Below are 21,027 nucleotides of genomic sequence, written 5' to 3'. Positions count from 1 at the left end.
AATCCCGAACCCGGTGTGGTCGAACGCACAGAGTGGACACGGCTGCCGTTATGTGCGCGGCAACGGCTACAGGCGGCGACCAATACCCGTTTTAGACCCTTGTTCATCCTTTCTGAACGATGCAATTATCCGTCCCACAAGCCGGTTGATTGCAGTCTAAGCCTCGCTACGTCCCGTAACGCGGCCGAAAAAACGTTATAGACGATTGTCGAGAAAAGGTTTAGGTACTGTCGAACAATACGAGTAGGTGAATGAGTTCAGACCAGTACAACTGTCCGAACTGCGGGGCGGAATTGAGCTACCAGACGACGAAGCACAACGGCTGTTCGAACTGCGGGTTCGTTCCGCCGCATAGCGCTGAGTAAGGCGGTTTGGCCCGAGTTAGCGGCTGCGACGTTCTGTGGTAGATAGTTGTGGAATCCTACGATTAGCGTCACGTATTCGGGTCGACATCTATTTTTCTCGGCTCGCTGTATCCGTTGTCTGTGACGGACCGCACAGACCGGGGCGTTCTCGCGGGCGTTATCTTCGCCGTTTTACTGGCGCAGGTCTTGCTGTATCCGGGTGTCGACAGGCTCGTCCGGTCGCTGGGTGCGACGACGGACCTGAACGCCAGCATGTGGTTCCTGGCCGCTGAGTTCGGGTCTTTCGTCGTCTTCGCTGGCGTATGGGGCGTGCTCAGCGACGCCACCGGACGGCGCACGCCGTTCATCATCGGCGGGGCGGGCGCCAGCGCAGTGCTGTACGCCCTCATCGCGTGGCTCCCCGGCGCTGTCTCGCTCCCGTTTGCCGGCGTACTGGTCCTGCGAGCGCTTCAGGGCGGAGCCACCATCGCGGCGTTCTCGCTGGCGATGACGATGCTGATGGATCTCGGCGGCGGCCACGGCAAGAACATGGGGGCGGCAGGCATCGCTATCGGCAGTGGAACGGCGCTCGGTGCGCCACTGGGCGGCCAACTGTACGAAATCCAGACCACGCTCCCGCTGTACGTGGCGAGCGTGCTGTCGCTCGTCGTCGCAGTGGCCGCCCTGCTCGTGACCGACCGCGCACCGTCGGACGGGCGGTCGGGCCTGGCTGCGACCGTGTCCGGGCTCAAACAGCGACCGACCCTCGGCGTGCCGTACGCCTTCGGGTTCATCGACCGGCTCACCGCGGGGTTTTTCGCGCTTGTCGGAACCCTGTACTTCAGGGAGACGTTCCAACTGGGACCCGGCGAAACCGGCGTCATGCTGGCGCTGTTTTTCGCGCCGTTCGCCCTCCTGCAGTACCCCTTCGGCGTGCTCTCGGACCGCATCGGTCGAACCGCACCCATCGTCGCCGGATCGGTACTGTACGGGCTCACCGTTATCGGCGTCGGGCAAGCGCCGACGGTGACCATCGCCGGTGCGGGGATGGTACTGACCGGTGTCATCGGCGCACTGATGGCTCCGGCGACAATGGCGCTCGTTTCGGACCTCGCCGGCGAGACGGAGCGCGGGACCGCTATGGCCGGGTTCAACATCTTCGGTAGCGTCGGCTTCCTCGCCGGCATCCTCATCGGCGGTACCGTCGCGGGAGCCTTCGGCTACGCAGTCGCGTTCTTTGTCGCCGGCGGGACAGAAGTCGTCCTCGCGGTGCTCGCGCTCCCTGGATTACTCCGGCTGGAGAAGCCGGCCGAGGACGCCGTCGGGGGCTGACTACGACGCCTCGCGGACCTCGTCCAGTGCGTCCGGGTTCTCGATGCTGGACATGTCGCCCAGGTCCTCGCCGCGGTAGACGCCGGCGATTGCCCGGCGGATTATTTTCCCGCTCTGGGTCTTGGGGAACTCATCGACGAACAGTACTTCTCGGGGCCGGAACGGCTTGCCGAGTTCCTCGCCGACGGCGGCGCGGATGTCGTCCCGGAGGTCGTCGTCGGGTTCGTAGCCGGGTTCCAGCACGGCGTAGAGGACGACGGCAGTGCCGGTGGTGTCGTCCGGCGCACCGACGGCGGCGGCCTGATTGACGGCGTCGTGTTCCATAGCCGCACCCTCGACCTCCGCCGGCCCGACCTTCCGCCCGGCGACGTTGAGCACGTCGTCCGATCGGCCGTGGAGGAACCAGAGGCCGTCCTCGTCTTTCTGCGCCCAGTCGCCGTGGTCCCAGACGTCGTCCCAGGTCGACCAGTACTCATGCAGGTAGCGGTCGTCGCCCGACCAGAGCGACCGGGTCATCGACGGGCAAGAGTCCCTGGCGACCAGATAGCCGCGCTCGTGGGTGTCGGCTATCGATTCGCCATCGGAATCAACGATGTCGATGTCCATCCCCAGTCCCGGACCGCCGAGTGTGCAGGGTTTGAGCGATTGAATCGGCATCGGCATGAGGAAACAGCCCATGATCTCGGTTCCGCCGGAGATATTGATGATTGGGCAGTCCTCGTTGCCGACGTGCTCGTGGAACCACTGCCAGCTCTCGGGGTCCCAGGGTTCGCCGGTCGAGCCCAGCAACCGGAGGCTGGAGAGGTCGTGGCCCTCCAGCCACTCGTCCCCTTTCTTTCGGAGTGCCCGTATTGCGGTCGGCGAGACGCCGAACGTGGTGAGGTCGTGGCGGTCGATCATCTCCCAGAAACGGTCTGGTTCGGGGTGGTCCGGCGCGCCCTCGTACATGAAGACGGTGCCGCCGAAGGCGTGGTTCCCCAGCAGCGTCCACGGACCCATCATCCAGCCGATGTCGCTCACCCAGAAGAAGCGGTCGCTCGGCTTGTGGTCGAACCCGAAGTAGATCTCCTTGGCCGCCTGCATGAGTGCGCCGGCGTGCGTGTGGACGATGCCCTTCGGTTTCCCGGTCGTCCCGGAGGAGTACAGCAGCATCGACTCCTGGTTGCTCGGGAGTTCCTTCGCCGCGTACTCGTCGTTGGCGGTCTCTATCGCTTCGTCCCACCACTCGTCGCGGCGGGTCCAGCGAATCGTCTCGTCGGGGTCGTCCGCGATACCGAGGCGGTCATAGACGACAGTGTGTTCGACCGGTGTCGTCCCGAGTTCCTCGCCGGCCTGCTTGATGGCCTCGTCGGCGCTTTCCTTGAGGTGGACACCGGAGCCCCGGCGATAGAAGCCGTCACCAGTGAACAGGACGGAGCACTCGGCATCGGCGATGCGGGTCGCCGTCGCGTCAACGCCGAACCCGGAGAAGATCGGCACGGCGATCGCGCCGACCTTGAGACAGCCGTACAGTATCGACGCCACCTCGGGGACCATCGGCATGTACAGGCCGACAGTGTCGCCGGTGCCGACGCCGACGGATTCCAGGTAGTTCGCCACCTTGCTGGCCTGCCGGTTCAGTTCGTGGTACGTGACCTCCCGAACGTCGCCGGGTTCACCCTCCCAGATGAGCGCGACTGTGTTTCGAGTCGGGCTGTCCCGCGCAGCGTGGCGGTCTAGAACGTTGTGGGCGGCGTTGATGGTCCCGCCGGGGTACCAGTCGGTGAACTGTGGTCCCTCACTATCGTCTCGGACTTCGTCGTACGCGTCGAAGAACTCGATGTCGAGGTACTCCGGGAGCAGGTCCCAGAACCACTCGACGCCGGATTCTGGTTCCTCTGGCAGGTCCGTGGTCGTTCGCTCGATGAGTTCGTCGTAGTTGTCGATGTCGTATTCCTGCATGAACTCCCAGACGTTCGTCGACTCGACGAACGCGTGGCTCGGTTCGTGGACGATGGAGTCTACGTGGTCTTGTTCGCTCATAGCGTCAGTATTCCGTAGTGTTTGGCCGTCTGGTATAAACTCGTACCGCCGCTGCCCCGTGCGTCCGTTGGTCGGTCGGGGTAGCCCGACTCCGCGTCGCTTGTGTGTGGCGCAGGGACAGTGCATGTCCACACACCACTGTCTCACTCGTAGGTCGTTGTCATGCCGCCGTCGAACAGCAGGTCCCCGCCGTTGAGATGGTCGGCGTGTGTCGAGAGCCCGAACACGAAGAGGTTCGCCACGTCAATGGGGTCCATCATCTCTTTGACCCGCGCCTGGCCCAGCATCACGTCGTCGATGACCTCGTCGACGCTGATGCCACGTTGCTCGGCGGTGTCGGGAATCTGGTCGACCACCAGCGGCGTCTTGACGTAGCCGGTACTGATAGAGAACCCACGGAGCCCGTCACCGCCTTCCGCGGCGATAGACTGTGTCAGTCCCCGCAGGCCGAACTTCGAGACGTTGTAGGCCACCTTATCCGAGGTAACGTAATGGCCGTGGACCGATGCCATGTTCCCGATGGCACCTACGCCGTCGTCAGTCCCGCGGATGTGAGGGATGACGCGCTTCGACAGCGCGAGCGGCGCGCGAAGCATTACGTCGTGCATCTGGTCGTACGTCTCCATCGGGAAGTCCTCGATGGCGTCGATGTGCTGGAGGCCGGCGATGTTCGCGAGATACCGTACGGTGCCGTGGGAGGCCGCGGTCTCGACGATGGACTCGATATCCGCGTCGTTCGCGAGGTCGCCGGCCACGGTCTCGACGGCCCCATCAAGGTCGAGGTCCGCCGCCGTGTCCGCGACCTCAGCGAGACCGTCTTCGTCGATATCCGTGGCGACGGCAGTCACCCCGTTGGCGGCCATCGCCAGCGCTGTCGCCCGGCCGATGCCCGATCCGCCGCCGGTCACCAGACAGACAGTGTCGCTCGTGTAGTGGTCGTCGTCGACGAACAGTATCGAGGACTCGTCGATGGGCTCGACTTCGAGCCGTTCGTGAGAGGTGCTGGATGCCATTCAGTCACACGTTCTCTAGACATGTCCGAATAGGGGCGGGTTGACATGTATACCCGACTGACCGTGTGGTGCTGTCACAGCCCGGCGCGAGAACGCTGCTCCGCTGTCTCACCGACGACGTGGTTTACGTGTAAACCTCCCGTTATTCGGGGGTTACGTCGGAAGAATCAGTCATCCCTGTGAGCGTGGCACACACCGCGTGACCAGACATCCCGGACTCATCCGGGGCGTATTGGGACACACCTATGGAACAAACGACAACGGACCATGACACTGGTGGCATCGGCAGGCGACAACTGCTCTCCGCCGTCGGCGGCTCGGCCGTCGCCGCAGCACTCGCTGGCTGCTCGACGCTGCTGAGCGACGGTGAAACAGCGGACCAGGGCGGGCAGTCCGGCGGTGAGATTTCCGACGAACCGATACAGGCCGGGTTGTTGACGTTCACGCGTGGCGCACCGGGCGTACTCGGGATTCAGGCCCAGCGCGGGGCCGAACTCGCCGTCCAGCGCATCAACGAAGCGGGCGGTGTCGGTGGACAACGCGAAATCGAACTGGACGTCGTCAACGAGGGGTCGAACCCGCTCGACAGCTACAACCAGTTCATCGAGGAGGGAAAAGAGGTCACGTTCGGCCCGATTTCCAGCGGCACGCACAGCCAGATCGCCCCCGAAGTCGAGAAAAACGAGATCATCAACGTCAGCACCGACGGGACGGTGACGACGCTCTACGAGGAGACCGTCCCTGACCCGACCTACTCCTTCCGTTTCCAGAACTACGACATCATGGAGGTGGTGACGATGGCCCGCGAGGCCGTCGAGCGCATCGGTGCGGACAACATCTCGACCGTCGCCGGGGTCAACCCCAGCTACTCCTTCGGCGAGGACGAGATGCGGGTGTTCACGCAGGCAATCCAGAAACTCACGGACGCCGAAATCGTCTACGAGGGGTTCCCGGAACTCGGAGCCAGCGACATGTCGAACCACATCACCTCGATCAACAACGAGGAGCCGGACGTGACCTTCTCCAGCCTGTGGGGCGGCGACGTGACGACATTCGTGCGACAAGCGAACGCCAACGACATGTTCGAGAACACGACGGTGTTCGGCACGACGCTGTACAGCGCGGCCGGCGACGTGCCGGGCGATGCACTGGCCGGGACGGACATCTACTCCGGGTCGCGCAACTACTACTGGGGCCTGCCGGCGCTCGGTAACTGGCAGCCCGGCCGCGAGTTGTTCGACGCCGCGACACAGCAGGAGGGCGTGACCGTCCCGACCGCACACTACATGAGCGGCTACGGCGCGGTCACCGCTTGGGCGACGGCCACCGAGAAGGCCATCGACCTGCTGGGGACCTACCCCAGCCAGGAGCAGATCGCGCAGGTCCTGGAGGGCCACGGCTTCTTCACGCCGGCCGGCTACCACAACATCGCCGAGGACCACCAGGGAGCGTCGAACTCCTTCGCCGGGCAGATGGTGTACGACGACGACCTCGGCGCGGCCAGGCTCGACGACGTGAACACCTACGCGGCGACCGAGACCGCGCCGCCGCCGGGCGTCACCGGCAGCGACTGGCTGGATAGCTGGAGCGCCTGATACCGAGCCATGGCCGTAACACCCACAGCCGCGCTCGTCCAGACGCTCAACGGCATCCAGTTCGGGTTCATCCTGTTCATGATCGCCTCAGGACTGACCGTCATCCTGGGCATCCTGGACGTCCTGAACCTGGCCCACGGAGAGTTGTTCTCCATCGGCGCGTACACCGCCATCGGCGTGTTCGGGTTTATCATCGGCATCGTCGGCCCACCGGGTGGCGGCGTCGTCGGTACCGCCGTGTTCGTTCTCGCGGTCCTCGCAGCCGTTCTGGTGACGGCAGCCATCCTCCTCCCCGTCGGGACCCTCTTCGAAGCAGTGTTCCTGCGCCAGATTTACGACCGCGACCAGGTGTACCAGCTGGTGCTGACCTTCGCCCTCCTGCTCATACTCCTCGACGTGAAGAAGGTCATCTGGGGGGACAGCTCGATACGGACCGACGCCGTCTACAGCGCCATCAACACGATTCCGACGAGCGAACTCGTCGGGCTGAACTACCCGACTTACAACGTGTTCGTCATCCTCGTCGGGTCGGTCGTCGTCGTCGGCCTGTTCTGGTTCTTCGAGCGCACGAAAACCGGCCGTATCATCCGCGCGACCGCCATCGACCGCGAGATGGCGACCGCCATCGGCGTCAGCACCGACCGCGTGTTCACGCTCGTGTTCGCGCTCGGTGCGTTCCTCGCCGGTTTCGCCGGTGCGATGGCAGTCCCGCCGACGTCGGCAACGCTCGAAATGGGCACCAATCCGCTGGTACTGTCCTTCGTCGTCATCGTCATCGGCGGCCTCGGCAGCCTCCGTGGCGCGTTCGTCGGGGCGCTTCTGGTCGGTGTCATCCGGAGCTGGATGATCACGCTGTACCCGCCGGGCGAAATCGCCGCCCCGTTCGCCATTATGGCGCTCATCCTGCTGGTCAAGCCCGAGGGCCTGTTCGGGACGTGGGGTGAGACAGCGTGATGCCGGAGCGCGTCGACCGTGACGGGACGCCAGCGTATCGCTTCCTCGGGGTCGAGGTGACCCGCCGGGAGGCGGCCTTCCTCGTCATCGGGGTCGTGTTCCTGTTCGTCATCCCGGACATCGCGGGCCTCTCCGACAGCCTCCAGCTCAGCGTCATCCATCAGGGCCTGCTGTTCGGCTTCGCGGCGGTCGGGCTGAACCTCCTGCTTCGGCACACGAAGCTCACGTCGTTCGGCCACGCGGCCTTCTTCGGCACCGGCGCGTACGCGACCGCAGTGCTGGCCCGCTACGCCGGCGTCCAGAGCGTCGGCCTGCTGTTGCTCGGGGCCATCGCCGCCGCGACGGTGATGGCGGCCATCATCGGAGTGCTATCCCTGCGACACACCGGGCTGTACTTCGCCCTCCTGACGCTGGCCTTCGGCCAGCTCCTGTACGCCATCGCGCTCGGCCAGAGCGCGCTCGGCGGGAGCGACGGGCTCCCGATCCGGCCGGGGCCGGCGAACCAGCCGCTCCTGTTCGGGACCGCGTTTAGCCCCGACGTGTACCAGATCTTGACGTATTACCTGACAGTGGTCGTCATCCTCATCGGCCTGTTCGTGATGTACCGCATCACGCAGTCGCCGTTCCGAAACGCCCTCGACGCCATCGGGCAGGAACGGACCCGGGCGCGGTTCATCGGCCTGCCGGTCCGCCGCTACGTCTGGGCCGCGTTCGTCATCTCGGGCATCTACGGCGGCGTCGCGGGCGGGCTGTACGCCGTCGTCCGCCAGTACGTCCGTCCGGAGGGGACGCTGTTTTTCCTCCGGTCCGGTGACATCCTGTTCATGGCGATTCTGGGTGGGTTCCGGACGCTTGCCGGCCCGCTCATCGGCGGTGTCGTCCTCGTCTTCCTGCAGGACGTTGGGCAGGACGTGACCCAGTACTACGATTTCCTGACGGGCGTAGTGCTCCTGATCCTGGTGTACGGCTTCCCGCGGGGAATCGTCGGCTCGCTCCGGTCCGGCGGCATCGTCAACACGCGGCTCAATGAACTGCGTCGAGAACCCTCCGTCCTGTCATCGTGGGGCCGGACCGCCGTGCAATCGATAGAGCAGAAGGTGGCCGAGTCGCTGACCAGCCTGCGGATAATCCTCTTCGGAGTCGACTGATATGCTCGAAGCACGCAATCTGCGGAAGTCATTCGGTGAACTGGTCGCGACTGACGACATCACGCTTGAGTTCGGGAAAGAGGACGGCGAACTCGTCTTCATCGTCGGCCCGAACGGGGCCGGGAAGACGACGTTCATCAACCTGCTGACCGGCTTTCTCTCGCCGGACGAGGGCTCCATCGTCCTCGACGGCGACGACATCACCGGCATGTCGGCAAACGGGCGCGTCGACGCCGGCATCGCCCGGAGCTTCCAGGTCGTCAAGGTGTTCGAGGAGATGACGGTCCGGGAGAACCTCCGGACGGTGGTGCTGACCGAACAGGGCAAGACCTGGAGCCTTTTCTCGATGGCCGACGGTCACGAGGAGGTCGAAAAACAGGTCGATGAACTGCTTGCGAAGTTCCGGCTCGAAGACGCGGCCGATACCATTGCCGAGGAACTGCCCCACGGCGACCGGAAGCTACTGGACGTAGCGATGTCGTTCGGTCTCGACCCGGACTACCTCCTGCTCGACGAGCCGACCTCCGGGGTGTCGACCCGCGAGAAGGAGTACGTCATCGAGACCATCGTCGAGGTCGGCCGAGCCGAGGGCGTCACGACGGTCACCATCGAGCACGACATGGACATCGTCACCGAGTACGCCGACCGCGTCGTCGCCCTCCATCAGGGGACCGTCCACGGGGTCGGTCCGCCGACGATGCTCGAAACGGACGACGAACTCCGACGGCTCCTCCTGGGGGTGGGTGACGATGAGTAGCGACGCCCTGCTGTCCGTCCGCGGTCTCAACGCCGCCGTCGAGGGGTTTCAGGTGACCGAGGACGTCGACCTCGACGTAAACGCCGGCGAGGCGGTCGGCCTCGTCGGCCGGAACGGGGCCGGCAAGACGAGTACCTTCCGGGGCATCATGGGCCTGACGCCAGTCTGGAGCGGCTCGGTCCGGTTCCGCGGCGAGGAGCTGACCGACATCCGATCGGAGCTGATTCCCAAGCGGGGCATCGGCTACCAGCCCGAGGACCGGAAGCTGTTCACCGGGATGACTGTCGACGAAAACTTCCGGCTCCCCATCTGGACCAGTGGGAAGGCCCGCGGTATCGACGACGAGGACGCGGTCATCGAGAGCGTCTACGACGTGCTGACCGAACTCGACGACCGCCGGGACGCGAAGGTCCAGAACCTCAGTGGCGGCCAGGCAAAGATGGTCGCTATTGGCCGGGCGCTAGCGCTTCAGCCCGACCTGCTCATCCTCGACGAACCGCTGGAGGGGCTAGCCCCGGTCGTCGTCGAGAGCCTCAAACGCTACATCCGGGAGATTAACGACCGCGACATCGCGGTGCTCATCGCGGAGTCCAACGTCACGCACGTCCCCGATGTCGTCGACCGCCTGTACGTCATCGAACGGGGCGACATCGTCGCCAGCGGCGACCCGGAGGAGTTGGCGGCCGACGAAGACATCCAGAAATTGATGCAGGGGAGCGGTACGGAGTAGCAGAAAACCGGAGCGCCGGATCGGTGGCCTACTCGGTCACGTCGTTCATCGCCGTCGTGACGCGGTCGAGGATTTTCCGCTGACTGCGCCGGAGGTTCTTCGAGATAGCCATCTTAGAGACATCGAACTCCTCGGCGAGCGACGACAGGGTGGCGTCCCGCGGCGTGTCGAAGTAGCCGCCCTCGACGGCTTTCTCCAGCGTGTCCCGCTCCACATCCGACAGCTCCCGGCAGCCATCGACCAGCCGCTTTGCCGAGTCGATGTTCTGCAGCAGGTCGTAGTAGTCTTCGAGGTCGACCGATTCGCGGGACCGGATGGTGTAGTCGTTGTCCCGCTCCAGTTCAGACAGGGTGCCCTCCGCGACGCGTTCGGTATCGAAGCCGACGTGCCAGATTTCCGACCCGTTCCGGATGCGGAACGGCCCGGTAATGTAGCCGCTGTGGTCGCGGATGACGCTCATCGCGTTCGTCTCGTCGATTCGTGAGCGGATGAGCGCCAGGTCGCCTTTCCGGCGGAGGAGCTGATAGGACTCCATGTGGTCGTGTGCTTCGAGCGCGTTCAGCCCGCGATCCAGTTCCTCCCGGTCTGCGCCGTTGACCATGATCCGCGTCTCCAACTCCCGCTCGACAGGGTGGAAATCCCACTGCTTGGCCAGAAACGACACTTCGTAGTCCCGTGTTGTGTCGATATACGGACAGTCGTACTGGACCATGTCCATCTCGAGCGAGATCATGGGTAATCAATCATGTTGAACTCTCTTAGTGATTGCCTATCCGCTACGTAACTCGACCGTGCCAGTTACGCCGCAAACCCTTTTGACTGCGGCAGTTAACTTTCGAGTATGTACGTCCGGGATGCGAAAAACCGAGAGGAAGTCTGGTTGCTCGACCGTATCGAGGAGATGGGGCTGGACGAGACGGCTTTCAGATCCCGGGACTACGTCGTCGCTATCGACGAGGAGAGCCACGAAAAGGCGGGCTTCGGCCGTATCCGTATCCACAAGGGCGACGAGGAGTCCGTCTGTGAACTGACCAGTATCGGCGTGCTGCCGGAGTGGCGCAACCAGGGGGTCGGCGCACACGTCATCGAGCGCCTGGTCGAGTACGCGGGCGACGAGGGGTTCGACACAGTCTACTCGCTGACGAACGCCTCGGAGTATCTCTCGCAGTTCGGCTTCGAGCGCATCGAACCGGCGCAACTCCCCGACCGGCTCCGGGACCGGCTCGCGACCAAACAGGAGAACATCCAGCCCGACGCGGTGCCGCTCCGGGTGGCCATCGACCGCTTCGAAGTACCGGGGCACCTCCGCAAACGGTTCAAGCAGGCCAGTGCCGGCGAGTCCGAGGAACCCGAGCCGGAGGAGGGACCCGAGGACTTCGGCATCGATCCCGACGAAGCGACCTACAAGTACGACACGGGCGACTGATTATCCGACGACGGACGGATTATCTGACGTCGACGACTTCGATATCGAACACGAGCGTCTTGCCGGACAGTTCGTGGTTGAAATCCACCTCGACAGCGTCGTCACGGACCGCAGTCACGTCCCCGTGCAGGCCGTTCTCGGCCTCGACGTGGAGCCCGACCTCCGGCTCTTTTCCGACCATACCCTCGAACGTCTCGGGGTCGTACTCGCGGACGCGGTCGGCCTGGAACTCCCCGTAGGCTTTCGCCGGAGGCACCGTGACAGTGGCCTCCTCACCCGCAGTCATTCCGACGATGGCCTCGTCGATCCCTTCGATGATATCCCCTGCACCGACGGTGAAGGAAAGCGGTGCGTACTCGCTCGCCTCGACGCCCTGTGCCTCGATGAGTCCGTGCTCTCTGGCGACTTCGGGACGTGACGTATCGAAGACGCTCCCGTCCTCGAAGCGGCCGACGTACTCGATGGTGACGCCGTCTCCCGGTTCGATTGGCATACGTCCTCGATAGATACCGACGATATAAACCCACCTCGGAACAGCGCGCTGCCGTATCGTGACGGGATGCATTACAAACCGTGAAGGATTTAAGAACCCTTAAGCCTCCGCCGTCCGACAATCCGTCCATGTTTGACCCCGACGAGCTGGAAGAGATACGGGAGTCGAAGGCTCAGTGGGAGGAAGACGACGTCCAGCCCACCGTCGACCGCTTTGGCGAACGCAAGGAGACGTTCACCACGGACACCGAGGGACACGAAGTAGACCGTCTGTACACCCCTGAAGACATCTCCGATCTCGACTACGAAGAGGATCTGGGCTTCCCCGGCCAGGAACCGTACACCCGCGGCGTGTATCCGACCGGCTATCGAGGCCGACTCTGGACGATGCGCCAGTACGCCGGGATGGGAACTGCGACGGAGACCAACGAGCGGTTCAACTACCTACTCGACCAGGGCCAGACTGGGCTCTCGATGGCCTTTGACCTGCCCACCCAGATGGGTTACGACTCCGACCACGCGATGGCTGCCGGCGAAGTCGGCAAAACCGGCGTCGCCATCGACTCGCTGGACGACATGGAGACCGTGTTCGACGGCATCCCGTTGGACGAGGTGTCGACCAGCATGACCATCAACGCCCCCGCGTCGGTGCTGCTGGCGATGTACATCGCCGTCGGCGACAAGCAGGGCGTCGACCGCGAGGAACTCCGCGGGACCATCCAGAACGACGTTCTCAAGGAGTACATCGCCCGGAACACGTTCATCTACCCGCCGGAGCCGTCGATGCGGCTCATCACCGACATCTTCGAGTTCTGCGCCGCCGAGACGCCGAATTTCAACACCATCTCCATCTCGGGGTATCACATCCGCGAGGCCGGCTCGACGGCTGCTCAGGAAATCGCGTTCACGCTGGGGGACGGCATCGAGTACGTCGAGGCAGCCATCGAGGCCGGCCTCGATGTCGACGAGTTCGCCCCGCAACTGTCGTTCTTTTTTGCCTCCTACAACAACATCTTCGAGGAGGTGGCGAAGTTCCGGGCCGCGCGTCGCCTCTGGGCGAAAATCATGGACGAGCGCTTCGACGCCCAGAACCCCAAGTCCAAGCAACTGAAGTTCCACACTCAGACCGCCGGCTCGACGCTGACCGCCCAGCAGATCGAGAACAACGTCGTCCGCGTGTCCTACCAGGCACTCGCGGCGGTCCTCGGCGGGACCCAGAGCCTCCACACCAACGGCAAGGACGAGGCCATCGGCCTGCCGACCGAGCAGTCTGTCAGGACTGCGCTGCGGACCCAGCAAATACTCGCCCACGAATCCGGCGCGGCCGACACAATCGACCCGTTAGCCGGCAGCTACTACGTCGAGTCGCTGACCGACGAACTCGAAGCCGAGGCCCGCGACCTCATCGAGGAGGTCGACGACCGCGGCGGGATGCGCCGCTCCATCGAGGAGCAGTGGGTCCAGCGCCAGATCCAGGACGTGGCCTTCGAGCGCCAGCGCGAACAGGAGGCCGGCGAGCGCATCATCGTCGGCGTCAACGAGTATCAGGTCGAAGAAGAAGGAGAACAGGACATCGAAGAGGTCGACGAGGCCGTCGAACAGGCCCAGCAAGACAACGTGGCTACCGTCCGGGAGGAGCGCGACGAGGAGGCCGTCGAGGCGAAACTCGACGCGCTCCGGGGGGCCGCCGAGGGCGACGAGAACGTCATGCCCTACATCATCGACGCCGTGAAGGTGTACGCCACGACCGGCGAGGTGTGTGACGTGCTCCGGGACGTGTTCGGCGAGTACCAGCCCGGTTCGTCGATGTAAGGTCGGTCGAAACGCGGGACCGTCCTGTTTTCGAGCCATCTGTGCTCCAGAATTATAAGCTACCCCGGTGTACGGCCGTCCATGCGATTCGACCACGCCGGTATCGCAACTGACGACGCCGCTCCGCTCGTGGAACTGTTCGCCGAGGCTTTCGAAACACCGGTCGTCCACGAGGAGACGTTCGACGGCCTGCAGGTGACGTTTCTAGAGATGGGCAACGGGTACTTCGAACTGTTGGAACCGCTGCCGGACGCCGACGGCGCGATTCCCAGATATCTCGACAGCAACGGCCCGGGTATCCATCACGTCGCCCTGGAGACAGACGACATCGCTGCCGCGCTAGAGACAGTCAGTGACTGCGGCATCGACCTCATAGACGAGAAGCCGCGGCCCGGCGCGTGGGGACACGACGTGGCCTTTCTCCATCCGAAGACGACCGGCGGGGTGCTCGTGGAGTTAGTCGAACACTAATCGGCTTCTCGTCCCGGGCCCGGATTCACTCGTCGTCGAGCAACGCTGCAAACCGTTCTTCGGCACCGGGCGTGAGCCGCTCGGGCGGCTCCGCGAACCACGCCGCTCCAACGAGTTCCGACTCGTCCACATCGAGGCTTCCCTTCTTGTACTCCGCTTCGAGGTAGATGTCTAGCGTGTGTACCGACCCCTGTGCGTCGGTATCCGGATAGTACTTCGAGTGAACGACCTCTGCGACGCCGGAGACCGTACAGCGGATGCCGGTCTGTTCGTTGACGCGGCGGACGGCGGTCCCCTGTACCGATTCGTATTCGTCGCCTTTGCCGCCGCCCGGCAGCGCCCACATATCAGCGCCGCGGCCCAGCACCAGCAGAACGCGGTTGCGGGTGTCGCCGGCCGCCTGATCGGGTATCTGGTCGCTTAGCTCCGGGAACTCGGAGCCGTCCCGAGTGACGAACACGACGCTGTTTCCGGAGTAGCCGGTCCCGCGTGTCGCAGCGAACACGTCAGCGTATTCGTCGGGCGACAGCTCGAAGGCCTCCTCGGTGACCGGAACCTCGTCGTAGGCCGCTTCCAGGCTCGCAATGCGCTTGTCGACGTTCGTCTGGTTGATTTTCTCTGTGAGGTTCGCGTCGCCGGCCTCCGCGTCGGCCGGGGTGTCGTCGCCAGTCATACGAGGTGATACTGCGGGCCACCGATAAGTGCCGCGGTCCAGCCGATGAAAAAGAACTTGTATTCTGGTTGTCTGCTTCCGGACATGAAAGCGATTGTCCTCGCAGGCGGGTACGCCACCCGGCTCTGGCCTGTCACCAAGAACCGGCCCAAAATGCTGCTTCCAGTCGGTGAGACGACTGTCATCGACCGGATTCTGGGCGAACTGGAGAAGGACGATCGCATCTCGGACGTGTTCGTCAGTACGAATCAGCGCTTTGCCGACGACTTCCGGGACCACATCGCCGCGAGTAGTTTCGAGAAGCCGTCCCTGACCGTCGAGGAAACCGCCGAAGAGGACGAGAAGTTCGGCGTCGTCGGCGCGCTCGCCCAACTGGTCGACCGGGAGGGGCTCGGCGACGAGGACCTGCTGGTCATCGCCGGCGACAACCTCATCAGCTTCGACATCGCCGATTTCGTCGATTACTTCGAGCAGTACGGCGACCCCACGCTCGCCGCCTACGATGTCGGCTCGCGGGAGAAGGCGAGTTCCTACGGCCTCATCGAACTGGACGGCGAGGAAGTCACGGACTTTCAAGAGAAGCCCGACGACCCCAACAGCACGCTCGTCTCGATTGCCTGCTACGCGTTCCCGGCCGATGCGATTCGCTTCAACGAGTATCTCGAAGATGGAAACAACCCCGACGAACCCGGCTGGTTCATCCAGTGGCTCGTCGACGACGGTCCGGTCCGGGCGTTCACCTTCGACGACGCCTGGTACGACATCGGGACGCCCGAAAGCTATCTGGAGGCCGTCGCGTGGGAACTCGACGGCGACAACGTCGTCGCAGAGGACGCCACCATCGAGAACACCACGCTCGGCGAGAACGTCCACGTCCTCTCGGGGGCAGAAATCGTCAACTCCAGCCTCGACGGCACCATCGTGTTCCCGGACACGACCATCCTCGATTCGGACATCCGCGAGTCGATTATCGACCGGGATACGCAGGTCGAGAGTCTGGACCTCGCCGGAGCGCTCATCGGCGCACACACACAGTTGACGAACGGCGACTGACTCCGCCTAGCCGTCTTGATTCTCCCGATTACGCCAGCCACGCGTCTTCGATCTGTAGCGTCCCGCGACTGCCGTCCCACTCCGTCTCGTACTCCAGTTCGATCCGGCGGTCCATGTGTGGCCCGTCGGTGACGAGCGTCTCGAACTCGCCGCCTTCGCCGAGAATATGGACGCCGTACTCGTCGTTGAGCGCCTCCAGTTCGTCGAGCGCGTCGGCATCGAGCGTGCGACCCAGCCAGGACTCATCGAGCCCGTAGGCGGCCACGCGGATGATCCGTATCTCGAAGCCGGCGTCGAGCATCGCGTCGGCGAGGTCGCGTGGGTTCTCTTGCCACAGCGGCGCGAACACGTTGGCTTCGAGGCGGTCGGCCATCGATTCGATGCGGGTCGTCTGGTACTCGCTCTCGACTGCGCCAGCGGTGACGCCGGTGATGCCGCCGTCCAGTTCGGCGTCGAGTTCGCGTAGCGCGGCCTCCAGCGGTTCGAGTTCGGCGTCGCCCTGGTCGCCGGAGTCGAGCACGTCGTCGGCCTCGAAGTCATCGGGCTCGATTTCCACCAGTGGGATACCGATGCTCTCGGCGGCCAGGCGGGCCAGTCGAGTCGCCGGAACGTGGTACATGTAGGAGTCGCCCTCCGGGTGGACCGTCACCAGATGTTCGACAGGGTGGCCCCGTTCCAGTGCCCGGTACAACGCCCACGAGGAGTCTTTGCCGCCGGAGAACAGCGAAACCCACGCGCCGTCTGTCATAGCCGCCGGTAGCCGGCGGCGGCGTAAATCGCTGTCTATTCCACCAGTTCGTCCTCGATATCGGTGTGGCTGACGTAGGTCGCCACCCGGACGCCGACGATGCTGATGAGGATACCTGCGAGGATGAACAGCCCGAGGCGGGTCCCCGCCTCCAGTATGAACCCCTGGACCTGAACGATGCCGAGGTTCGTCTCCGGCACCTGAAACGGCTCGAACACGCCACCGCGTTCGAGGAAGTACGCAGAAAAGCCGCGAACGACCAGCCCGACCGCGACCGCACCGAAGGGGAGGTTCACGTACGCGCTCCGGACCCCTTCCTGCTGGATGAGTTCGTCCAGCAGGCGACCGAGCGAAGCGGCCAGCGCCGCGCCGGTCAGCCACGGCACGGACGCGAAGGCAAAGCGGTTCGCAAGCAGGAAGGGGCTGATATCGCCGACCGCCGAGACGCCCAGCACGCCGGCGAAGATGCCGACGAGCGAGAGGCCGGCGGCGACGACGTAGGTCACGAGCGACACCTGTCCCGAGTACAGGGCTTCCCGGGTCTGGCTGGGAAGTCGGGAGAGGTATGCGTCGATACCCAGTCCCTTGTAGATGAGGAACACGCCGATGGCGGCCGCGATAGCGCCGACGGCGATGGTCGGGCTGGTGACGACGAGCAACAGCGGGAACGCGAGCATGATGATCCCGACGGGGACCAGCACCGTCTTGCGCAGTTCCTCGTCGGCCAGGAACTGCTTGAGCAGGTAGTACGTGGATTCGATGTCGCGGGCCTGACGAACGACGACCCGGTCGACGGCGTCGACCTGGACGCGACTCTCGATGATGGGAACCAGCCGCTCGTCGTCGGCACTGTCGACGACGACGACCGCGGAGTCCGGGTCGTGCTTGGCGACCAGGTCGTCGATCTGGCTGGCGATCTCCCGGTCCGAGCCGACACTGTCGCTCCCGCCGCCGACGACGGCAAGCACCGGCGAGGACCCCTCGGCTTCGAGTTCGTCCGCGACCGCGAGCCCTTCCAGCAAACAGTTGACCCGGCTGTCTTCCGGGTCTACGACGCCCGTCTGCGTGATGAGTGACTCGACGGCGTCGCGGCCGACGACGGGACACGCCGCTGCGGCCGGACTGTCCCTGTCGATACACACCACCAGCGTAGTCACACTACGGCGAAGGCGGTCCCCGAATAAAAAACCTCCCGAGCTATCGCCGGAAGGAGAGGCCCTCGATATCGCCGTCGGCGACGCCGGCGATACCCGCGCCGAGGGCGAAGGCGACCTGCTGTGCGCCTCCGCGGAGTTTGCCGGTCAGGCCGCGCTCGGGTTCGTACTCCTTGATTGTCACAGCCTCGCCCAGCCGTTGCTCCAGGCTCGCCTCGACGTCATCACGCGTGCCGAGCCGGTCGACGAGCCCACGTTCTTCCGCCTCGTCGCCGAGGAAGATGCGCGCTTCGGTATCTTTGAGCGTCTCAGCGTCCATCTCGCGGCCCTCGGCAACGGTGTCGATGAACTGATCGTAGTAGTCGTCGACGATACCCTGGAGGTACTCGCGCTCGTCCTCGGTCATCTCCTTCAACGGCACGCCGGCGTCCTTGTACTCGCCGGCGGTGAACTGCTCGTAGGAGAGGCCCAGGCGGTCTGCCAGTTCCTTGGCGTTGACCCGCGAGCCGACGACGCCGATCGAGCCGACGATAGAGCCCTCGCGCGCCCAGAGCTCGTCACAGCCGGCGGCGATGTCGTAGCCGCCGCTGGCACAGACATCCGTCGCGTAGGCGATGGTCGGGCCGTCGAACTCCTCGGCGGCGATGCGGATGTCCTCGCTGGGGACGATTTCGCCGCCCGGCGTGTTCAGTTTCAGGAGCAGCGCCTCTGAGCCGCGGTCCGCGTCGGCACGGTCTATCTGTTCGACGATGTCGTCGGCCGACGCGCCCACCGGTGGACTGGTGATGCCGCCACCGCCGTCACGGCTGATCGGCCCTTCGACGGCGACCTCCGCGACGTTGTGTGCCGGGAGGAGGGAGCCGGCGACGTTGCTGCCGATACGGGCGGTGGCGACGGCGACAGCGACGACCAGCAGGACGCCGAGCAACTGGGCGAGGTTGTCGGGCGTTCTGACGAACAGCACCCAGCCCAGGACCGTGCCGATACCGACCACAATTACGACCAGTAACCCACGAACGATGTCGTCTGTGCCCGCCATTACTGATACATCCCGAGCGGCTGTGCGCTCGTGCTCTCCTCCTGATTTTCCTGAAGCTGCTGTGCGAGTTGCGCCTTGGCTCGACCGATTTCCTCGGCCTGCTCGACCAGTGCCTCGGTATCGACCTCGAAGTCGGCCAGCGGGCTTATCGCCGTCTGCAGGAGCGCCCGCGCCGCTTCCGGGTCAGGAAAGCGCTGATCGGCCTCGACGATGAGCCCGATGCTCGTCAGCCCGACCCGCTGTGATTCGTGGACCAGCGCCCCGGTCGGCCCGGTGATCGCGCCGTTCTCCGAGGGCGAGTCCACGTTCGCCTCCTCCAGCATCGCTGCCCCGTCGCCGGTTGAGACGCCGTACACGTCCGGTAAACCGTCTTTCTCGGCAGGACGGCCGCTGAGGTAGATCGGCGTCGCGTCGTTGGCCTCAAACCAACTGACCATACAGCCGGCGAACTCCTTCGCGCCGGACGGGGAGATCGGGGCATCGCTCTGGAGGACGAGCAGGTCACGGCCCTCATCCGCGTACAGTCGGACCGGCGGGCGAACGTCCGGATCGTCCGTCCCGTACACGGCGATCTCTGGCAGTCCCTCGCAGTGGGCTGACGCGTAGTACTCCATATCGTAGACGTCGACGAGATGGTCGGCGGCTATCTTGCCGACGAGTCCGACGCCCGGGAGCCCCTCGACCAGTGTCGGGGAATCGAGCGAAATGTCGTCGCGGTGGACCTGTATGTGTGCCATGTCTGTGGTATCGGCCGCCGGCGGCTTGAAAGCCATGGGCCGGTGCCGTTCGAAACCCACAAACCGACCGCCAGCGAACGCCGGACAATGGAACCACTCGACCGCTACCGACCCATCATCGACGACTTCGAGGCGTTCATCGACGCATGTGAACGCCCGCTACCGTCGGCTGTCAGGGTCAACACCATCAAAGCCTCCGTCGAGAGGGTCCGAACGGCGCTTGCGGACGCGGACATCGCCTACGAACCCGTCGACTGGCACGACGGCCTGTTCGTCCTGCCCGAGGACTCCCCCGGCGCGAACTGGCCGTACTTCCACGGCTGGATTCACGGGCAGGAGGAAGTGTCCGTGATTCCGGCGACCGTACTGGACCCCCAGCCTGGCGAGCGAGTCTGGGACGCCTGTGCGGCACCGGGGAGCAAGACGACCCAGCTCGCCGCGCTGATAGAGGACACCGGCGAAGTCGTCGCGACCGACAACAACCTCGGACGGATTTCGGCGCTACGGACCAACACTGAGCGGCTGGGCGCGACCACGGTCGCTGTCACCCACGAGGACGGGCGCAACCACTCGCTCAAGCCCTTCGGCGGCGAGGGATACGACCGGGCACTCGTTGACGTCCCCTGTTCCTGTGAAGGGACCATTCGCAAGAACCCCGATACGCTGGAAGATTGGACGCTCTCGCACGTCGAAGGCATCTCCGGCGTCCAGAAAGGCATTCTCAAGCGAGCCGTCGAAGTGACCGAACCCGGCGGAACCGTCGTTTACTCTACCTGTACGTTCGCCCCGGAGGAAAACGAGGCCGTACTGGACTACGTTCTCGGCGAGACGGCTTGCGAAATTGTGGACTACGACCTCCCACTCGACCACGCCCCCGGCATCACCGAGTGGCAGGACGAGACATTCGACCCCAGCGTCGCCGACGCCAAGCGCATCTACCCGCATCACAACGACACGGGCGGGTTCTTCTGTGCGAAACTGGAGGTACCCGCGGAATGAGCGACCAGAGCACGGAGTTCACGCGGCTCCCAGAGACAGACGAAGAGCGAGAAGACCCCGAGCGGGCGACCCGCGAGGAAGTCCTCGACTTCTGGACCGAGCGGTTCGGCGTCCCGCCGGAGACTTTCGAGGGATACACGTTCTGGGAACGCGGCGCTGGCAAACTGTGGCTGTATCAGGGGAGTCCGCCATCGCCTGTCGACATCGAGGGCCTTGGAATGACGTTCCTGCGGACGCGCCAGGAACACTGGAAGCCGACGCTGGAGGCCGTCCAGCGATTCGGCGAGCACGCCAGCCAGAACGTCATTCACCTCGACGAGGACACTGCCCGAGCGTTCGTCGCGGGCGAGGATCAGGAACTCGACTGGGACGGCGACTGGGGGTATCTCGTCGTCACCCACGACCTCGCCGGCGAGGCCGAACCGGTCGGCGTCGGCCTGTACGTGTACGGCGAACTCAGGTCCCAGGTGCCGAAAGGACGTCGCCGAGAGGTCTAACCCGAGGACCCACCCGTCCCACTGAGAACCA

The 21,027-nt window shown here is 64.5% G+C and carries 21 protein-coding genes; 12 read left to right on the top strand and 9 right to left on the bottom strand.

Annotated features, from left to right (window positions below):
* The first annotated feature begins 485 nt into the window (after positions 1 to 485).
* Positions 486 to 1,676: an MFS transporter gene (locus tag HAH_RS06365; protein ID WP_014040178.1), complete on the top strand. Its 1,191-nt coding sequence runs from the start codon at positions 486 to 488 to the stop codon at positions 1,674 to 1,676.
* On the opposite strand, the gene HAH_RS06360 is transcribed toward HAH_RS06365, so the two are convergent.
* Entirely contained in the window at positions 1,677 to 3,698 is a 2,022-nt protein-coding gene (locus HAH_RS06360) for an AMP-binding protein (protein ID WP_014040177.1), read from the bottom strand. It lies immediately after the preceding gene.
* Positions 3,699 to 3,841: 143 nt separating this feature from the next.
* Positions 3,842 to 4,711 (bottom strand): SDR family oxidoreductase, encoded by an 870-nt coding sequence (locus HAH_RS06355; protein WP_014040176.1) that lies wholly within the window; start codon positions 4,709 to 4,711, stop codon positions 3,842 to 3,844.
* Between the two features lie 245 nt (positions 4,712 to 4,956).
* Between HAH_RS06355 and HAH_RS06350 the strand changes: the two genes are divergently transcribed.
* The 5 genes from HAH_RS06350 to HAH_RS06330 are packed head-to-tail and all read left to right on the top strand — an operon-like array spanning position 4,957 to position 9,895.
* Positions 4,957 to 6,306, top strand: a complete 1,350-nt coding sequence (locus tag HAH_RS06350; protein WP_014040175.1) for an ABC transporter substrate-binding protein — start codon at positions 4,957 to 4,959, stop codon at positions 6,304 to 6,306.
* A 9-nt stretch (positions 6,307 to 6,315) separates the two neighbouring features.
* On the top strand, positions 6,316 to 7,260 hold the full coding sequence (locus HAH_RS06345) for a branched-chain amino acid ABC transporter permease (protein ID WP_014040174.1): 945 nt from the start codon (positions 6,316 to 6,318) through the stop codon (positions 7,258 to 7,260).
* Entirely contained in the window at positions 7,260 to 8,408 is a 1,149-nt protein-coding gene (locus tag HAH_RS06340; protein WP_014040173.1) for a branched-chain amino acid ABC transporter permease, read from the top strand. Before HAH_RS06345 ends, HAH_RS06340 begins: the two co-directional genes overlap by 1 nt.
* Before the next feature lies 1 nt (position 8,409).
* The gene (locus HAH_RS06335) at positions 8,410 to 9,165 is read left to right on the top strand and encodes an ABC transporter ATP-binding protein (protein WP_014040172.1); all 756 of its coding nucleotides are present in this window, start codon (positions 8,410 to 8,412) and stop codon (positions 9,163 to 9,165) included.
* On the top strand, positions 9,158 to 9,895 hold the full coding sequence (locus HAH_RS06330; protein ID WP_014040171.1) for a branched-chain amino acid ABC transporter ATP-binding protein: 738 nt from the start codon (positions 9,158 to 9,160) through the stop codon (positions 9,893 to 9,895). Before HAH_RS06335 ends, HAH_RS06330 begins: the two co-directional genes overlap by 8 nt.
* A 28-nt stretch (positions 9,896 to 9,923) precedes the next feature.
* Here the strand turns inward: HAH_RS06330 and HAH_RS06325 are convergent, their stop codons facing one another.
* Complete coding sequence (locus HAH_RS06325; protein ID WP_014040170.1) at positions 9,924 to 10,628, bottom strand: helix-turn-helix domain-containing protein; 705 nt, start codon at positions 10,626 to 10,628, stop codon at positions 9,924 to 9,926.
* Between the two features lie 108 nt (positions 10,629 to 10,736).
* On the opposite strand from HAH_RS06325, the gene HAH_RS06320 reads away from it, so the two are divergent.
* Positions 10,737 to 11,321, top strand: a complete 585-nt coding sequence (locus HAH_RS06320; protein WP_014040169.1) for a GNAT family N-acetyltransferase — start codon at positions 10,737 to 10,739, stop codon at positions 11,319 to 11,321.
* 19 nt (positions 11,322 to 11,340) lie between these two features.
* On the opposite strand, the gene HAH_RS06315 is transcribed toward HAH_RS06320, so the two are convergent.
* Complete coding sequence (locus HAH_RS06315; protein WP_014040168.1) at positions 11,341 to 11,814, bottom strand: FKBP-type peptidyl-prolyl cis-trans isomerase; 474 nt, start codon at positions 11,812 to 11,814, stop codon at positions 11,341 to 11,343.
* Positions 11,815 to 11,942: 128 nt separating this feature from the next.
* On the opposite strand from HAH_RS06315, the gene HAH_RS06310 reads away from it, so the two are divergent.
* Together HAH_RS06310 and mce are read left to right on the top strand one after the other, a co-directional pair.
* Positions 11,943 to 13,625: an acyl-CoA mutase large subunit family protein gene (locus tag HAH_RS06310; protein ID WP_014040167.1), complete on the top strand. Its 1,683-nt coding sequence runs from the start codon at positions 11,943 to 11,945 to the stop codon at positions 13,623 to 13,625.
* A gap of 81 nt (positions 13,626 to 13,706) precedes the next feature.
* Complete coding sequence (gene mce, locus HAH_RS06305) at positions 13,707 to 14,096, top strand: methylmalonyl-CoA epimerase (RefSeq protein WP_014040166.1); 390 nt, start codon at positions 13,707 to 13,709, stop codon at positions 14,094 to 14,096.
* A gap of 25 nt (positions 14,097 to 14,121) precedes the next feature.
* Here the strand turns inward: mce and HAH_RS06300 are convergent, their stop codons facing one another.
* Positions 14,122 to 14,769, bottom strand: coding sequence for an NUDIX hydrolase (locus HAH_RS06300; protein ID WP_014040165.1), 648 nt, complete (start codon positions 14,767 to 14,769; stop codon positions 14,122 to 14,124).
* A gap of 84 nt (positions 14,770 to 14,853) precedes the next feature.
* On the opposite strand from HAH_RS06300, the gene HAH_RS06295 reads away from it, so the two are divergent.
* The gene (locus HAH_RS06295; RefSeq protein ID WP_023843233.1) at positions 14,854 to 15,822 is read left to right on the top strand and encodes a sugar phosphate nucleotidyltransferase; all 969 of its coding nucleotides are present in this window, start codon (positions 14,854 to 14,856) and stop codon (positions 15,820 to 15,822) included.
* A 28-nt stretch (positions 15,823 to 15,850) separates the two neighbouring features.
* Here the strand turns inward: HAH_RS06295 and HAH_RS06290 are convergent, their stop codons facing one another.
* The 4 genes from HAH_RS06290 to HAH_RS06275 are packed head-to-tail and all read right to left on the bottom strand — an operon-like array spanning position 15,851 to position 19,536.
* Positions 15,851 to 16,570: a diphthine--ammonia ligase gene (locus HAH_RS06290; RefSeq protein WP_014040163.1), complete on the bottom strand. Its 720-nt coding sequence runs from the start codon at positions 16,568 to 16,570 to the stop codon at positions 15,851 to 15,853.
* Positions 16,571 to 16,605: 35 nt separating this feature from the next.
* A complete protein-coding gene (locus HAH_RS06285; RefSeq protein ID WP_014040162.1) occupies positions 16,606 to 17,727 on the bottom strand; it encodes a DUF373 family protein in 1,122 nt (373 codons plus the stop codon).
* A 40-nt stretch (positions 17,728 to 17,767) separates the two neighbouring features.
* On the bottom strand, positions 17,768 to 18,763 hold the full coding sequence (sppA, locus tag HAH_RS06280) for a signal peptide peptidase SppA (RefSeq protein ID WP_014040161.1): 996 nt from the start codon (positions 18,761 to 18,763) through the stop codon (positions 17,768 to 17,770).
* Positions 18,763 to 19,536, bottom strand: coding sequence for a proteasome assembly chaperone family protein (locus HAH_RS06275; RefSeq protein ID WP_014040160.1), 774 nt, complete (start codon positions 19,534 to 19,536; stop codon positions 18,763 to 18,765). The genes sppA and HAH_RS06275 overlap by 1 nt, the downstream gene beginning before the upstream one ends.
* Positions 19,537 to 19,587: 51 nt before the next feature.
* Here HAH_RS06275 and HAH_RS06270 point away from each other — a divergent pair, with 51 nt between their 5' ends.
* Together HAH_RS06270 and HAH_RS06265 are read left to right on the top strand one after the other, a co-directional pair.
* Positions 19,588 to 20,499, top strand: coding sequence for an RsmB/NOP family class I SAM-dependent RNA methyltransferase (locus tag HAH_RS06270; RefSeq protein WP_014040159.1), 912 nt, complete (start codon positions 19,588 to 19,590; stop codon positions 20,497 to 20,499).
* The gene (locus tag HAH_RS06265) at positions 20,496 to 20,996 is read left to right on the top strand and encodes a DUF7122 family protein (protein WP_014040158.1); all 501 of its coding nucleotides are present in this window, start codon (positions 20,496 to 20,498) and stop codon (positions 20,994 to 20,996) included. Before HAH_RS06270 ends, HAH_RS06265 begins: the two co-directional genes overlap by 4 nt.
* Positions 20,997 to 21,027 lie beyond the last annotated feature (31 nt).

Origin of the sequence: Haloarcula hispanica ATCC 33960, assembly GCF_000223905.1 — an archaeon.
Lineage (GTDB): Archaea > Halobacteriota > Halobacteria > Halobacteriales > Haloarculaceae > Haloarcula > Haloarcula hispanica.
Note: the sequence above shows the minus strand (reverse complement) of the source record. Positions and strands in the feature narration are given on the sequence as shown.